We start from the raw sequence: 13987 nt of genomic DNA on the forward strand, positions 1-13987 counted from the left end.
CCGGCGGCCGCACACGCGAAGGGGAGGCCGTGTCACACAGTCAGCAATTCGTCCCCCTGTTTATCGAGCACTTGACCAAGGGTGACGTAAGCAGATTACAGTGCAGCCGAGAAGACGGTTATACCGAGACGATCGAATCAGATCCCGGCATACCATCACGCGCGCTGGCTGTCGTAATAGAACGCAAGAAGAACTCACCAATTCGCGAAAGCGAAGTTGTCGCATTCGCCATTATGACGCTCGAAAGGAAGCTGCGAAACCTGCACGAAAAAGTTGTCTACCGAATATTCGACATAGACTGGCAAGTACAGGAACGCAAGATCACCGTGGCCAGGTTTGGCGACTTGCTCCACGGAAATCAATACGACCGCCTATGCAAGGGACTAGAGGACCCAGGAAGCCTTCCCGTCAAAAGCAGCGAGAATCTCATACAATCCCTGCGCGCGCTGAATTCCGGCATCGACTCGAAAATTTCGACAGTACTCCAGGAAGGAAAATACGACAACATACCACAGACAGAGCGCGTACAGCGAGCCGAAGAACGCGACGCACTGGCTACAACCTTTGAGATCGCGGGTATCGACAGAGTCCTACTGCGAAATGTCGACATTTCTGCGGGCACACCCTTTTTGACATCGGCTTCCCGGAGCCTCCTTGAGAGCAATAGCGACGAGCGAAGCCTTCTCCGCGTCGAGATGTCGCACTTCGACGGGCTCACATCAGTAGACGGACCGACAGCGAACAGCACAGTATTCCATCATCCAGATATCGGAGAACTCACTGTCGCCAACATCGACACCAGCCCAGCGGAGACCGCGTCAGGCGTCGACCTGATCTACTATCGACACGAGACAGAGAGCTTCATTCTTGTACAATATAAGCGAATGCACAACTCGGGCCAGGGGTGGAAATACACCGAAGACCACAACCTCAGAAAACAACTGAAGGCGATGCGAAGTCTCCTGCCGGACGACGGAAACCCGGATGAACCAAAGCCCGGCGATCCATCGAGCCCCTGGGACTTTCGTCTCGCTCCCAACCCCGGATACTTCAAGTTCGTACGCAGCGTCGACTACCTTCCGCACAGTTACGACCTCATGCCTGGGATGCATATTCCCGCGGAACTGATGGAACTTCTTCTCTCCCACGATCAGTACACCACAGCGTCCGGAAAGCTCGCCATCGGGCTCGATACCGACAAAAAGCGAAACAGGGAGAGCACTTTTCAGCCACCCTATATGAGCAATACAGAGTTCCTGACATTGTTCCGCGGCGGCTGGGCGGGTTCCCGCGGCACGACAACCGAACGAATCATGGAAATCATCGAACATCACGCCCGGGACGGGCGGGCGCTCGTCGTGGCCTTGCATCGCGGAGGCCCGGCGACTGTCCGCCCCGGCTGGCGAAACCCGGTTGGGCGACGCTGAGACCGGCCGAACACTATTGACACCTTGCCAGTAGTGGTGATCTGGCTTACCGTCACGGATATGGCCGACTACGCCGACATCACCTACGCGGTCGCCGAGCGGATCGCCACCGTGACACTGAACCGTCCGGAGGCCCGCAACGGCTACACGATCCGGATGGCCGACGAACTCGGCGACGCGATGGACAGGGCCGACCGCGACGAGGAGGTCCGGGTCGTGGTCCTCACCGGCGCGGGCAGGGACTTCTCGGTGGGCGCGGACCTTTCCCAGGGCGGCTTCGACTTCGACCCCGAGTCCGGACCGGACGCCGCGTGGCAGGAACCCGCCGGGCGGTGTTCCAAGCGGATCTTCACGATGCACAAACCGGTCATCGCCGCCCTGCGCGGCGCGGCCGTCGGCGGCGGGATCACCATCACGCTTTCGTGCGACTACCGGCTCGCCGCCGAGGACGCGCGGTTCGGGTTCGTGTTCACCCGGCGGGGGATCTACCCCGAGGGCGCGTCCGCGTGGTTCCTCCCCCGGCTCGTCGGCATGGGCACCGCACTCGACTGGATGATCAGCGGTCGCCTCGTCGACGCGGCGGAAGCGCTCTCCGCCGGGCTCGTGCACCGGCTGTACCCGGCGGACACCGTGCTCGAAGAGGCGTACGCGCTCGCGCGGGAGATCATCGCCACCACCGCGCCGGTCTCGGTCGCGGTCACCCGCCAGCTGCTGTACCGCATGGCGAGCGCGCCGTCCCCGTTCCCCGTGCACGAACTCGACTCCCGGCTGATCGGCGGCCTCGGCAAGAGCTCCGACGCCGTCGAGGGTGTCGTGTCGTTCCTGCAGAAACGCCCGCCGGAGTTCACCATGCGTGTCGACAGGGACCTCCCCGACTACCTGCCCTGGCTCCATGACTCCATCTGATGCCGCCGCCGCGGGAAAAAGTACGTCGGCGGATTACCCGCCCGAGCCGTGGCACCTCGCCGGGGACGCCTGGCTGTCCGTCTGGCGCGTCCCACTCGATGAGATACCGGCGCTGCCCGAAGGTGCCCGCCCGCTCGTCTGGCGCGGGCACGCGACGGTCGTCACCGCGTGGATCGACTACCGGCCGCCGGGTCAGCTGAGCTACCACGAACTGCTCGCCACGGTCGCCGTGCACGGCCGCCGCGCGGCCGCGTCGATCACCGCCATCTGGGTCGACAGCGAGACGTCACTGGCCGGTGGCCGCGCGTTGTGGGGCATCCCGAAGGACCTCGCCGCGTTCGAGTTCACCGGCGGCCACGCGTTCACCGCGACCGCGGCGACCGGAGACGACTGGATCGCGACCGCCGCGTTCACCCCACGTCTCGGCCTCCCCCTCGCCGTGCCCGCGGCCTTCGAAGTCGTCCAGACCCTCGACGGCCGCCCCAAGCGCAGCCCGGTGGTCTCGAAGGCGCGCGCCCGGCTGGCCTCCTCGGACTGGCAGATCAACCCCGAGGGCCCGCTCGGCCACCTCAGCGGGCGCCGTCCCGCGGCCAGTGCGAAGCTGACCGGTTTCGCACTGCGATTCGGCGGCTGACGACCTCCGCCGAGTGTCCCGCAGACCGGTGATCAGGGCGCTCTGCGTGATCACCTAACCCGCCAGGGTGAGTGCGCGACACGCCACCCATTGGGGCACGTGCGGCCCCCAACCCCTACATGTAGTCTCTGGGAGCCGGTGACGCCCAGCAGCGCTCTCCCTGGAGAGTTCGCACCAGGAGCATTGCCGGACAACGCTTTGCCCGACCAGCAGCGCTTCGTCCGGGGGACGATGCGCCGATCCGACGCGCCCTTGGGGAGTCACGCATATGTCAGTGGACACCAGCCATCGCCCGCCCGCTTCTCCGGACAACAAGCCCGCCGGAGTCCGGGTGATCCGGCGCGACGGCAGTGTGTCGCCGTTCGACGCCAACAAGATCTCGGTGGCGCTCACCAAGGCCTTCCTCGCGGTGGAGGGGGACGACGCCGCCGCGTCCTCGCGCGTCCACCACGTGGTCGCCGAGCTGACCGCGCAGGTCGAGACCTCGCTGCTGCGCCACGCCGGCACCGAGGCCGCCCTGCACATCGAGCAGATCCAGGACCTTGTCGAGCTCGCGCTCATGCGCGGCGAGCACCACAAGGTCGCCCGCGCGTACGTGCTCTACCGCGACGAGCGCGCCAAGGCCCGTCAAGCGAGCACCCCGGCCCCGGCCGAGGCCGCGCTCAACGTCAAGGGCGTCGACGGTTCGCTGCGCCCGCTCGACTGGGCCCGCGTGTCCCACGTGGTGGGAGAAGCCGTCGCCGGGCTGGACGACGTCTCCGCGGAGCCGGTGCTCGCCGAGGCCAAGCGCAACCTCTACGACGGCATCAGCGCCGACGAACTCGCGCTCGCGCAGATCATGGCCGCCCGTGTGCTCGTCGAGCAGGAGCCGAACTACTCCTTCGTCTCCGCCCGGCTGCTGCTGGACAAGCTGCGCGGCGAGGCGCTGAGCTACCTCGCCGGCGCGCCGCGCCAGGCCAGCCAGGACGAGATGGTCCAGGAGTACGCCCCGTACTTCCGCGCCTACCTGCGCCGCGCCATCGAGCTGGAGCTGGTCGACGCCGAGCTGACCTCCTTCGACCTGGACAAGATCACCGCGGCGATCCGGCCCGAGCGTGACCTCGACTTCGGGTTCCTCGGCCTGCAGACGCTGTACGACCGGTACTTCCAGCACCACGACGGCGTCCGTTTCGAGCTGCCGCAGGCGTTCTTCATGCGCGTCGCGATGGGACTGGCGATCCGCGAGGACAACAGGGAATCTCGTGCCATTGAGTTTTATGAGCTGCTGTCGAGCTTCCACTTCATGGCGTCCACCCCGACGCTGTTCAACTCGGGCACCACGCGCCCGCAGCTGTCGTCCTGCTTCCTGACCACTGTGGACGACGACCTCGACTCGATCTTCCAGGCGTACAAGAACAACGCGCTGCTGGCGAAGTACTCGGGCGGTCTCGGCAACGACTGGACCCCGGTCCGCGGCCTCGGCGCGCACATCAAGGGCACCAACGGCCAGTCCCAGGGCGTCGTGCCGTTCCTCAAGATCGCCAACGACACCGCGGTCGCGGTGAACCAGGGCGGCAAGCGCAAGGGCGCGGCCTGCGCCTACCTCGAGACCTGGCACGTGGACATCGAGGAGTTCCTCGACCTGCGCAAGAACACCGGTGACGACCGGCGGCGCACGCACGACATGAACACCGCGAACTGGGTGCCGGACGAGTTCCTGCGCCGCGTCGAGGCCGACGGGCAGTGGACCCTGTTCTCCCCCAACGAGACGCCGGACCTGCACGACCTCTACGGCAACGCGTTCGCACAGCGCTACCGCGAGTACGAGGCCGCCGCCGACCGCGGCGAGATCAAGGTGTTCCGCAAGGTCCGCGCGGTCGACCTGTGGCGGCGCATGCTGACCATGCTGTTCGAGACCGGGCACCCGTGGATCACCTTCAAGGACCCGTGCAACCTGCGCTCGCCGCAGCAGCACATCGGCGTCGTGCACTCGTCCAACCTGTGCACCGAGATCACGCTGAACACCAGCAGCGACGAGGTCGCGGTCTGCAACCTGGGCTCGGTCAACCTGCTCAAGCACGTGACCCCGACCGGCCTGGACACCGAGCGGCTCGAGAAGACCGTGCGCACCGCGGTGCGGATGCTCGACAACGTGATCGACATCAACTTCTACACGATACCGGAGGCACGCCGCTCGAACCTGCGTCACCGCCCGGTCGGCCTCGGCCTGATGGGCTTCCAGGACGCGCTGTTCGAGCTGGGCGTTCCGCTGTCCTCCGAGGCCGCCGTGCGGTTCGCCGACGAGAGCATGGAGCACATCTCCTACTACGCGATCTCGGCCTCGACCGACCTCGCCGAGGAGCGCGGGCAGTACCAGAGCTTCGAGGGTTCCCTGTGGAGCAAGGGAATCCTGCCGATCGACTCGATGCGGCTGCTCATCGACGCGCGCCGCGGTGACGCGCTCGACGTCGACCTTTCGTCCACTATGGACTGGGGGACGCTGCGCGAGCGGGTCAAGACCGTCGGCATGCGCAACTCCAACGTGATGGCGATCGCGCCGACCGCGACGATCTCCAACATCTGCGGTGTCGGGCAGTCCATCGAGCCGCTGTTCCAGAACCTGTACGTCAAGTCGAACATGTCCGGCGACTTCACCGTGGTGAACCCGCACCTGGTCCGTTCCCTCAAGGAGCGCGGGCTGTGGGACGAGGTCATGGTGAGCGACCTGAAGTACTTCGACGGCAGCCTCGGCCGGATCGACCGCGTTCCGGACGACCTGAAGGCGTTGTACGCCACCGCGTTCGAGATCGAGTCGAAGTGGCTGGTGGACGCCGCGTCCCGGCGGCAGAAGTGGATCGACCAGGCGCAGTCGCTGAACCTGTACATCGCGGCGCCGAGCGGCCGCAAGCTCGACGAGCTGTACCGGTACGCGTGGCACAAGGGCCTCAAGACCACGTACTACCTGCGGGCGCAGTCCGCGACGCACGTGGAGAAGAGCACCCTGCGCGGCACGGACGGCAAGCTGAACGCCGTCTCGGCCACCCCGGCCCCCGCCGCTCCCGCGGCGTCGCCCTCGGCCGCGGTTCCGGCGGCTTCCCCGGCGGCCTCGCCCGCGCCGTCGCCGTCGCCCTCGCCGGAGGCGGCCGTGCCGGTGACGCCGCCCGCGGCCGAGCCGAAGGAGATGCCCAAGGTGGAAGACGTCGACTTCGCCGCCGTCGAAGGCGCCGCCTGCCGCATCGACGACCCCGACTGCGAAGCCTGCCAGTAGTCCCCCGTGATCCGTGGGGGCCTCCTTGAGGGACCTGGAGTCCCTCAAGGAGGCCCCCACGGACCTGCCCCGAACCTCCCTGGAGCCCCTGAGATGACCAACCTGGAAACCACGGACGCGACCGGTCTCGGCGAGATCGAGGTCGGCGCCGCCCGCATCAACGTCGACGACAAGCGGATGATCAACGCCCGCGCCGACGTCAACCAGCTGCTGCCGATGAAGTACCGCTGGGCGTGGGAGAAGTACCTCGCCGGCTGCAACAACCACTGGATGCCGACCGAGGTCGCCATGCAGGCCGACATCGCGCTGTGGAAGTCGGCCGACGGGCTGACCGAGGACGAGCGCACCATGCTCAAGCGCAACCTCGGCTTCTTCGCGACGGCGGAGTCGTTGGTGGCCAACAACATCGTGCTCGCCGTGTACCGCCAGATCACCAACCCCGAATGCCGCCAGTACCTGTTGCGCCAGGCGTTCGAGGAGGCCGTGCACACGCACACCTTCCAGTACATCTGCGAAAGCCTCGGCCTGGTCGAGGGCGAGCTGTTCAACATGTACCGCGAGGTCCCGTCCATTTCGGACAAGGACGCGTGGGCGCTGAAGTACACGCAGAACCTGGAGAACCCGGACTTCGAGACCGGCACCCCGGAGGCAGACCAGGCGTTCCTGCGTGACCTCGTCGCGTTCTACGTGATCTTCGAGGGCATGTGGTTCTACACCGGCTTCGCGCAGATCCTCTCGCTGGGCCGCCGGAACAAGATGGTCGGGATCGCCGAGCAGTACCAGTACATCCTGCGCGACGAGTCGATCCACCTGAACTTCGGGATCGACTGCATCAACCAGATCAAGATCGAGAACCCGCACCTGTGGACCGAGGAGTTCCAGGCCGAGGTGCGCGGGATGCTGACCGAGGCGTGCGCGCTGGAGGTCGCCTACGCCCGCGACACCATGCCGCGCGGCATGCTGGGCCTCTCGCACGAGCTGTGCGAGCAGTACATGCACTTCATCACCGACCGCCGCGCCCAGCAGATCGGCCTCGCCCCGATCTTCGGCGAGACCGAGAACCCGTTCCCGTGGATGTCGGAGGCGATGGACCTCAAGAAGGAGAAGAACTTCTTCGAGACCCGCGTCATCGAGTACCAGTCCGGCGGCGCCCTCGACTGGGACTGAGCACGTAACTCGCGTGATCGAGCACGTAACTCGCGTGATGGGAGGCGGTCCGTCTCCCATCACGCGAGTTACGTCTCCAGTCACGCGAGTCTCGTCTCTGGTCACGCGTGGTACGGGTTCTGTAGGCTCGTCGGTGCCATGGGTTCTCCCGGGGGCGGCGCGCCGTGTCCGGGAGAGGCAAGAGGGAACCCGGTGGGAATCCGGGACTGCCCCGCAGCGGTATGTGGGAACGAAAGCCGTCACCGTGCGAGACACGGTAAAGCACTGGACGCGGTGTCCGGGAAGCGACGGCCGGTAGGCGCGAGCACGACGCCCACGAGTCCGAAGACCTGCCCGTGGTACGTGCGCCGAGGGCGTGCGTGAGTCCGGGCCTCGCGGGATGGGCACGACCGAAGGGCGGTCACTCCCGCGCGCACGGGCTCCTTCGACGAGCTCGCGAGGAGAGAGCTGTGCCTGACCACCGCGTCACCGAAAATCCCGTCGGCAGCACCGTGCTGGGTTACCCACGTATCGGCCCGGACCGGGAACTCAAACGCGCTGTGGAGCGCTACTGGTCCGGGAAGATCGACGAAGCCGCGCTCGCCGAAACCGGCCGGGCCCTGCGGGCCGCCACCTGGCGGGAACTGGCCGCCGCCGGGCTGGACTCGATCCCGTCGAACACGTTCTCCCACTACGACCAGGTGCTCGACACCGCCGAACTGTTCGGCGCGCTGCCCGCCCGGTTCACCGGACTGGGCCTTTCCCCGCTCGACACCTACTTCGCCGCCGCCCGCGGCGTCCAGGACGCGCCCGCGCTCGAGATGACCAAGTGGTTCGACACCAACTACCACTATCTCGTCCCGGAACTGGGCCCGGACACGACGTTCACCCTCACCGGCACGAAGCCGCTCGACGAATACCGCGAGGCGAAGGCCGCCGGGTACGAGACCCGGCCGGTGCTCGTCGGCCCGGTGACCTTCCTGCTGCTGTCGAAGGCCGCCGGCGACGCGCCCGAGGGCTTCCGGCCGCTGGAACTGCTCGACCGGCTGCTGCTGCGCTACGCCGAGCTGCTGGAACAACTGCACGACGCCGGGGCGGAGTGGGTCCAGCTGGACGAGCCCGCGTTCGCGGCGGACCGCGGCGAGAAGGAGCTGAACGCCCTCACCCGCGCCTACCACGTCCTGGCGAAGGCGACCGCCCGGCCGAAGCTGCTGGTCGCCGGGTACTTCGGCGGTCTCGGCCGCGGTCTGGGCGTGCTGGCCCGCTCCCCCATCGACGCGCTCGCCGTCGACCTGGTCACCGATCCGTCCACTGTGGACGCCGTGGCCGCGGAGGGGGCGTTGCGGGACAAGGAGGTCCTGGCCGGCGTGGTCGACGGCCGCAACGTGTGGCGCACCGACCCCGAGCAGGCGCTCGCCCGCGCGGCGACGCTGCTGGGCACCGCGGCGCGGGTGAGCGTCTCGACGTCGTGCTCGCTGCTGCACGTGCCCTACGACGTCGAGCGGGAAACCGCCCTCGACGCCCGACTCAAGAGCTGGCTGGCGTTCGCGCGGCAGAAGGTCGACGAGGTCGTCCTGCTGGGCAAGGCTTTGCGTCAAGGTCCCGGGAACGTCGACCTCACGGCCGCGCGCGCCGCGGTGCGGGATCGTGCCACGGCGGCCGAACTGCTCGACGTCCGCGTCCGGTCGCGGCTGGCCTCGCTGCGTCCCGAACACGCGCTCCGCTCGCCCTTCGCGCGGCGCGCGGCGGCACAGCAGGCCGCGCTGGGCCTGCCCGCGCTGCCGAGCACCACGATCGGCTCGTTTCCGCAGACCACCGAGCTGCGCAAGGCCCGCGCGGCGCACCGGGCGGGCACGCTCGACGACGCGGGCTACACCGCGGCGATGCGCGAGGAGATCGAACGCGTCATACGGCTGCAGGAGGACCTCGGCCTCGACGTCCTCGTGCACGGCGAGCCCGAACGCAACGACATGGTGCAGTACTTCGCCGAGCAGCTGGCCGGGTTCGCCGCCACCGAGCACGGCTGGGTCCAGTCCTACGGCTCCCGCTGCGTCCGGCCGCCGATCCTGTACGGCGACGTGTCGCGGCCCGAGCCGATGACGGTCCGGTGGGCCACCTACGCGCAGCGGCTCACCGACCGTCCGGTCAAGGGCATGCTCACCGGGCCGGTGACGATCCTGGCCTGGTCGTTCGTCCGCGACGACCAGCCCCTGTCCGAAACCGCGGCGCAGGTGGCGCTGGCGATCCGCGACGAGGTCCACGATCTCGAAGCCGCAGGGATCCGGGTCGTCCAGGTCGACGAGCCCGCGCTGCGGGAGCTGCTGCCGCTGCGCGCGGCCGGGCACGAGGCGTACTTCGCTTGGGCGGTAAGGGCTTTCCGGCTCGCGACCTCCGGGATCGCCGACGCCACCCAGATCCACACGCACATGTGCTACTCGGAGTTCGGCGAGGTGCTGCCCGCGATCGACGCGCTCGACGCCGACGTGACCAGCATCGAGGCGGCGCGGTCGAAGATGGAGGTGCTGACCGATCTCGGCGAAGCCGGGTTCGGCCGGGGTGTCGGACCGGGTGTCTACGACATCCACTCGCCGCGCGTTCCCGACGTCGACGAGGTCGGCGGGCTGCTGCGGACCGCCGTGGGCGCGGTGGCGCCCGACCGCGTCTGGGTCAACCCCGACTGCGGCCTGAAGACCCGGGGATACGCCGAGGTCGAGCCCGCGCTGCGGAACCTCGTCGCGGCGGCCCGGCAGGTCCGCGCCGAACTGGGCTGACACCGGGGCCAAAGCGCCCCAATGTGGCATTGGGTGCGTCCAACGCAGCGAATGTGGCATTGGGTGCGTCCAACGCAGCGAATGTGGCGTTCGGTGCGTCCAACGCACCGAACGCCACATTGGGGCGCACTTTCCGGCGAAACTGACCGCAGGTGTTGTCAACTCGTCAACAAGGGAGGACGGTAGGGCTACCCGGTCTCGGCGAGGAGATGGTGACGATGGTGAACACGGTCGGAAAAGTCACCGAGGCGCTGCGCGAGCGCGTACCACCGCTGACCTCGATTCCCTTGCCCCGCACCGTGGACGAGCGCTGGCTCGGCGCGCGCTGGCCGGTGCGCGAGCTGGCGACTCCGCCCGCGGGCAGCGGCCTGAAGCCGGTGCTCGGCGACGACGGCCCGCCGCTGGTCGGGCACGTCCCGGAGATGATGCGCTTCGGTGTCGAGTTCGGCCTGCGCCGCCACGAGCAGTACGGGCCGGTGTCGTTCATGGGCGGCTTCGGCCGCCGCATCGTCGCGTTGTCGGGGCCGGAGGCCACCCAGATCGCCCTGGTGAACAAGGACAAGGCGTTCTCGCAGGAGGGCTGGCGGTTCTTCATCGAGCACTTCTTCGAACGCGGGCTGATGCTGCTGGACTTCGGCGAGCACCACCTGCACCGCCGGATCATGCAGCAGGCCTTCACCCGGCCCCGGCTGAGCGGCTACGTCGACCAGATGGGGCCGGCACTGCGCGCGGGCGTCGCGGCCTGGTCCGGCCGGTACCGCCCCCGGCTGTACTGGGCGCTCAAGCAGCTCACGCTCGACGTCGCGACGCGTGTCTTCATGGGCATGCGCGGCTCGGACGACGCCGCGAGGATCAACCGGGCCTTCATCGCCGCCGTGCGCGCCGGGAGCGCGATCGTGCGCTACCCCGTGCCCGGCGGGCGGTGGGCGGCCGGGCTGCACGGCCGCCGGGTGCTGGAGCGCTACTTCGCCGAAAACCTCCCCGCCAAGCGGAAAGGCGACGGGGACGACCTGTTCTCCGCGCTGTGTCACGCCACGACCGACGACGGCGACCGGTTCACCGACACCGACATCGTCAACCACATGATCTTCCTGATGATGGCCGCGCACGACACCTCGACGATCACCAGCAGCGCCATGGTCTACTTCCTCGCCAAGTTCCCCGACTGGCAGGACCGCGCCCGCGCGGAGTCACTCGCCCTCGGCGACGACCTGCCCGGCATCGAGGCGCTGGACCGGCTGGAAACCCTGGACCTGGTGATGAAGGAGGCGCTGCGGCTGGTGGCGCCCGTGCCGTCGATGGCGCGCAAGACGGTCAAGGACACCGAGGTGCTCGGCCACTACCTCCCGGCGGGCACGCTGGTCGGGATCTCCCCGACGGTCAACCACTTCAGCCCCGGCTGCTGGACCGACCCGGCACGGTTCGACCCGGAACGCTTCGCCGAGCCGCGCCGCGAGGACCGCTCGCACCGGTTCGCCTGGATGCCCTTCGGCGGCGGGGCGCACAAGTGCGTCGGGCTGCACTTCGGCGGGCTGGAGGTCAAGGCGCTGCTGCACGAGATGCTGCGCGCCTACCGGTGGTCCGTGCCCGAGTCCTACACCGCGCGCTGGGACTACACCGCCCTGCCGGTACCCGCCGACGGGCTGCCGGTCCAGCTGGACCCGCGTTCCTCGCCGGCGCGGTAGCGGAGGCCGAACGCATCGGCACACATGGTGACGAATGGTCACCAGTTGTGTAGTACCGTTCACTCGTTCAGCCGGTAGACAGCCGGTTTCCCACATGATGCCGTGGCATCGATCCCGGCTGACTCGTGCCCGGTGTGGGCCCTGGACCACCCACACCCGCGCTGAGCTGGCCTTTGTCCGTGCAAGAAGAGGTGGAGTGTGCTTGAGCCTGGTGACTCACCAGGGTTGGTGAGTCTCGCGCGCCGATGGGCCGCGAAGCTGGCCGACACCGAAGGAGTAACGCTTCCCCCGGACGAGCTCGAGCCGCTGCTGCTCGAGTTCGCCCGCGAGGCCGCACCGCACCTCGACCCCGCGCACGAGGGCGCGCTGCTGCGCTTCACCACGCTCTACGCGGCCTCGCCGACGGGCATCGCGCTCGCCGACCGGGAGGGTGTCGTCGTCGAGGCCAACGCCGCGCTCGGCAAGCTCCTCGGCACGAGCCCCGAGCTGGTGCGGGGCAGGCACCTCACCGAGCTCGGCGCCGGTGAGCACGACGCCACGCGGCTGCGCGCCGGCCTCCTCCAGCTCCGCGCCCCCGACGGCGAGCAGTACACCGAGCGCCTGCGGCTCGACCACGCGCAGGACGGTCCACTCTGGACGGACGTGAAGCTCATCCGGCTGCCGGGCGACCGGCCGGGCACGGCGTACCCGGTGCTGATGGCCACCGACGCCAACGAGAACCAGCTGCTGCAGGAACGCCTGCGGCACCAGAACGTCCACGACGCGCTGACCGGCCTGGCCAACGGCACCGCCTTCCAGACGAAGCTGGGATCCGTCGTCGAAACCGGTGCCGGGGAACAGATCGCGCTGGTCTACCTCGACATCGACGGCTTCAAGGTGATCAACGACGGCCTCGGCGCCGGCGTCGGCGACCAGGTCCTGCGCGGGATCGCGCACAAGCTCTCGGCGGCCTTCGCCGGCCGCTTCGACGGCGAGGTCTTCCGGCTCGCCGGCGACGGGTTCGCGATCCTGCTCCACGGCGAGCTGACGTCGAACTCGGTCTCCCAGCTCGTCCAGCAGGCGCTGGACGAGCTGAACGAGCCGATCTACCTGGACGGGCACGGTATCGGCGCCAGCGCGAGCGCCGGGATCGTCGTCCGGTCGGTCCGCGGTTGCGAGGCGTCCGATCTGGCCCGCGCCGCGGAGATAGCGCTGCACCGCGCGAAGGAGGCGGGCAAGGCGCAGTGGATGCTGTTCGATCCCGAGCTCGACGCGCGGGACCGCGGCCGCTACCAGCTGGGCGCGGTGCTCGCGGGCGCGCTGGAGAACGGTCAGTTCTCGCTGATCTACCAGCCGACCGTCAAGCTCGCCCGGCCCGACCAGCTCGCCGCCGTCAACGCCGGGCTGCGCTGGAACCACCCGGAGCGGGGCGAGCTGGACTCCGACGAGTTCTACCCGCTCGCCGAGACCACCGGGATGACCATCCCGCTCGGCAAGTGGCTGCTGGCCGAGTCCCTGGCGGCGACCGCCCGCTGGCGCGACCGTTTCGGTGAGGCCGCGCCGGACGTCTGCGTCCGGCTCCCGAACCGGCTCGCCATCGAGCCCGATCTGGTGCGGCTGGTCAAGGAGCAGCTCGACCGGCACGGCCTGCCCGCGAAGGCGCTGCGGCTGTGCGCCGACCCGGCGTCGGTGCTCGACCAGCACGGCGAGGTCCTCGATTCCTTCGCCGTGCTCGCCGACCTCGGCGCGCAGCTCGTGCTCACGGTGTCCGGCTCGGCCGACCTCGAACTCATCCCCCACCACCGGCTGCCGGTCCACCACGTCATCCTCAGCGGTCCCGTGGTCGACGTCCTCGCCGAGGACGCGGCGGAGACCGACGCCCGGCACCTGCGGCAGCTGGTCTCCAGGGCGAAGGAGCTGAAGCTGCGGATCGGCGCGGAGGGCGTGCGCACCGACGAGCAGGCCGCCCGGCTCCGCGAACTCGGCGTGCTCGCCGCCCGCGGGCCGTTCGTCACCGAATCGGCCACCGGGGACGAGGTCGACGAGCTGATCGCGCGGCACGCGAGCTGAGCGGTACGTTCCCAGGCCACGCTGGGGCGCCTCAGATCCCCGCGCCACGCTGAAGGACGCCTTCAGTGCATCCAGCGCACTGAAAGCGTCCTTCAGCGCGCCCAACGCACCGAAGGCGTCCT

8 protein-coding genes and 1 riboswitch are annotated in these 13987 nt (G+C 68.6%); all 8 genes read left to right on the forward strand.

Annotated elements, in window-relative coordinates; translation table 11 throughout:
• Positions 1-29 precede the first annotated feature (29 nt).
• The 8 genes from ABD987_RS03380 to ABD987_RS03415 all read left to right on the forward strand — a co-directional run bounded on the left by ABD987_RS03380 (position 30) and on the right by ABD987_RS03415 (position 13865).
• On the forward strand, positions 30-1427 hold the full coding sequence (locus ABD987_RS03380; protein WP_345386713.1) for a hypothetical protein: 1398 nt from the start codon (positions 30-32) through the stop codon (positions 1425-1427).
• 60 nt (positions 1428-1487) lie between these two features.
• Positions 1488-2333, forward strand: coding sequence for an enoyl-CoA hydratase-related protein (locus ABD987_RS03385; RefSeq protein WP_345386715.1), 846 nt, complete (start codon positions 1488-1490; stop codon positions 2331-2333).
• Positions 2320-2967 carry an acetoacetate decarboxylase family protein gene (locus ABD987_RS03390; protein WP_345386717.1) on the forward strand — a complete coding sequence of 216 codons (648 nt, stop codon included), beginning with the start codon at positions 2320-2322 and terminating at the stop codon, positions 2965-2967. Before ABD987_RS03385 ends, ABD987_RS03390 begins: the two co-directional genes overlap by 14 nt.
• Before the next feature lie 268 nt (positions 2968-3235).
• Positions 3236-6214 carry a ribonucleoside-diphosphate reductase subunit alpha gene (locus ABD987_RS03395; RefSeq protein ID WP_345386719.1) on the forward strand — a complete coding sequence of 993 codons (2979 nt, stop codon included), beginning with the start codon at positions 3236-3238 and terminating at the stop codon, positions 6212-6214.
• A 93-nt stretch (positions 6215-6307) separates the two neighbouring features.
• Positions 6308-7381 carry a ribonucleotide-diphosphate reductase subunit beta gene (locus ABD987_RS03400; RefSeq protein WP_345386721.1) on the forward strand — a complete coding sequence of 358 codons (1074 nt, stop codon included), beginning with the start codon at positions 6308-6310 and terminating at the stop codon, positions 7379-7381.
• A gap of 123 nt (positions 7382-7504) precedes the next feature.
• Positions 7505-7732, forward strand: a riboswitch (cobalamin riboswitch).
• 98 nt (positions 7733-7830) lie between these two features.
• Positions 7831-10131, forward strand: a complete 2301-nt coding sequence (metE, locus tag ABD987_RS03405) for a 5-methyltetrahydropteroyltriglutamate--homocysteine S-methyltransferase (RefSeq protein WP_345386723.1) — start codon at positions 7831-7833, stop codon at positions 10129-10131.
• A 209-nt stretch (positions 10132-10340) separates the two neighbouring features.
• The gene (locus tag ABD987_RS03410) at positions 10341-11816 is read left to right on the forward strand and encodes a cytochrome P450 (RefSeq protein WP_345386725.1); all 1476 of its coding nucleotides are present in this window, start codon (positions 10341-10343) and stop codon (positions 11814-11816) included.
• A gap of 225 nt (positions 11817-12041) precedes the next feature.
• Positions 12042-13865 (forward strand): EAL domain-containing protein, encoded by a 1824-nt coding sequence (locus ABD987_RS03415; RefSeq protein ID WP_345386727.1) that lies wholly within the window; start codon positions 12042-12044, stop codon positions 13863-13865.
• The last annotated feature ends 122 nt before the right edge of the window (positions 13866-13987 follow it).

This window comes from Amycolatopsis samaneae, from assembly GCF_039541975.1.
In the GTDB taxonomy this organism is placed as follows: domain Bacteria; phylum Actinomycetota; class Actinomycetes; order Mycobacteriales; family Pseudonocardiaceae; genus Amycolatopsis; species Amycolatopsis samaneae.

Coding starts and splice junctions, on each gene's coding strand:
- ABD987_RS03385 (WP_345386715.1), top strand. CDS start 1,488: ATGGCCGACTACGCCGACATCACCTACGCGGTCGCCGAGCGGATCGCC.
- ABD987_RS03390 (WP_345386717.1), top strand. CDS start 2,320: ATGACTCCATCTGATGCCGCCGCCGCGGGAAAAAGTACGTCGGCGGAT.
- ABD987_RS03395 (WP_345386719.1), top strand. CDS start 3,236: ATGTCAGTGGACACCAGCCATCGCCCGCCCGCTTCTCCGGACAACAAG.
- ABD987_RS03400 (WP_345386721.1), top strand. CDS start 6,308: ATGACCAACCTGGAAACCACGGACGCGACCGGTCTCGGCGAGATCGAG.
- ABD987_RS03410 (WP_345386725.1), top strand. CDS start 10,341: ATGGTGACGATGGTGAACACGGTCGGAAAAGTCACCGAGGCGCTGCGC.